The sequence below is a fragment of the Micromonospora sp. SL1-18 genome, from assembly GCF_047921505.1.
Taxonomy (GTDB): domain Bacteria; phylum Actinomycetota; class Actinomycetes; order Mycobacteriales; family Micromonosporaceae; genus Micromonospora.
This window is the reverse complement of record NZ_JBLROA010000170.1, coordinates 1-1,664: the sequence shown is the minus strand read 5'-3', so window position 1 is coordinate 1,664 and position 1,664 is coordinate 1. Positions and strand designations below refer to the sequence as shown.

General features: G+C 67.9%; 1 protein-coding gene. It reads right to left on the bottom strand.

Annotated features, from left to right (window positions below; translation table 11 throughout):
* Positions 1–27: 27 nt before the first annotated feature.
* Positions 28–1,506: an ISKra4 family transposase gene (locus tag ACNAW0_RS30335; protein ID WP_416291471.1), complete on the bottom strand. Its 1,479-nt coding sequence runs from the start codon at positions 1,504–1,506 to the stop codon at positions 28–30.
* Positions 1,507–1,664: the final 158 nt, after the last annotated feature.

The window sequence follows — 1,664 nt, the reverse complement described above, 5'->3', positions numbered from 1 at the left end:
ATGGGTGCAGCTCCCGTGGAGGGATGATCAAGTGGGGATGACCGCGTTGGCGTAGCGGCTGGTGTGGACTCGGTGTTGTTCCTGCTGAAGGTGGTGGGTCCAGTAGTCGTCGAAGTCGCCGTTGCTGATCAGTGCGCGTAGTTTGAGGATGGCTTCGGCGCCGGCCAGGCTCCAGCGGGCGCCGGTGATGTCCATGCGGTCTTTGACCAGGTGGCGGCAGGCGCCTTCGATGACGCCGGTGGCGATCGGCCAGCCGGCCGCGAGTGCTTCGTGGTAGCGCAGGTAGCGTGCCTTGTTGAGCAGGTAGGTGACGCAGGCGTCAGCGCCTTTGCGTCGGTCAGGTCTCAGGCCAGCGGAAGTGATCTTGCGTTGGATGGTGCCGGCGACGCGGTGGGCGCGTCCGGCCAGGATCAGTCGGGCCTGCGCGGCGACCCACGTCTCGATGGCCGGGTCGCCCTCGGTGTGGAAGCACCAGGCGGCTTTCCACAGGTATTCCAGGACGTGCACGAAGTCGATGACGATCGTGACGGGTTGGTCGCGGGCTTTGGCTTGGGCTCGGATGGTCTCGATCTGGTGGGCGTTGCCGTCGACGAGGACCACCCACGGGTGTTTGCCGTGCGGATCTCGCCGGGCCGCCTCGTTGAACATGGTGCTGATCTGCCCGGCAGTGCCGGTGGTGACCGAGGCGTGCAGCCACTTGCCCGCGGCCTTCGGGCCGCCACGACGGTCGCGGGGCTCGGCGTCGGGCACGCCGATCACGTCGGCGGGGGTGCGAGGTGCGGGTGTGCAGTGGTAGACGGCCACCACCTCGGCCATGCGTTTACGGCCCAGCTTCTCTCCCCGCGACAGGCGGGTAGCCAGCTTCCGGCTGCTGGACGCGGCCTTCTTGGCCGTCGCGGCCCGTAACGCGTCGGGGCGCATCACGATCCCCTTGGCGTCGCAGGTCAACACGATGATGTCGCCGTCCGGGCAGCCGGCACACCGGCGTGAGGCGTAGAAGTCATCGATGTCCAGCGCGGCGGTCTCGGCCAGCGCTTGGACCTGACGCCTGCCCACCCCCACCCCGGTCGCCCGCCGGATCGCCGCCGTGGCCTGCTCGAACGATCCCCGCGCGGCCTCGATCGCGGCCAGCCGGCGCAGCCCGTGCGAATACAGCCCGACCGGCAGGTTCAGCACCCCGTCAGCCGGGGCCAGGTTAGCCACGCCCCTGGCCCGGTAGGCGATCCGCGTCACGCTCACCTTCCCGAACACCGTGGCCAACCCGCGAGCATGTCCGGCCTCGGCGTATCGGCGTGGCACCTGATCGTCTCCGACGACCTCGGCCACCCGCTGCTCACGGACCGCCCGCACATCCAGGTGATCTTGTAGGAGCTGTCGCAGCAGCTCACGCCCGACATCCTGCAACCGCTGCTCCAGATCGGCGTGCGACAGCCCACCGGCCTGTGGCCCGGTCAACCACGACACCGTCTCGTCGAAGCGCTGCCGCGACGCCCCGAACAACACCATCTCGTCCACCGGCACGTAAGATGACATCGGGCTCCTTCTTTCTCGTTCTCGGCGTAGACAACCAAGAACATAGCCAGAAGGAGCCCTTCAGCATGCAGCGCAACGGAAACAGCGCAGGTCAGACCACATCAGACGTTCCCTCCAAGAGAGCCGCACCC

Bases quoted from the DNA above. Each gene is read 5' to 3' on its own strand.
- ACNAW0_RS30335 (WP_416291471.1), bottom strand. From the start codon at position 1,506: ATGGTGTTGTTCGGGGCGTCGCGGCAGCGCTTCGACGAGACGGTGTCG.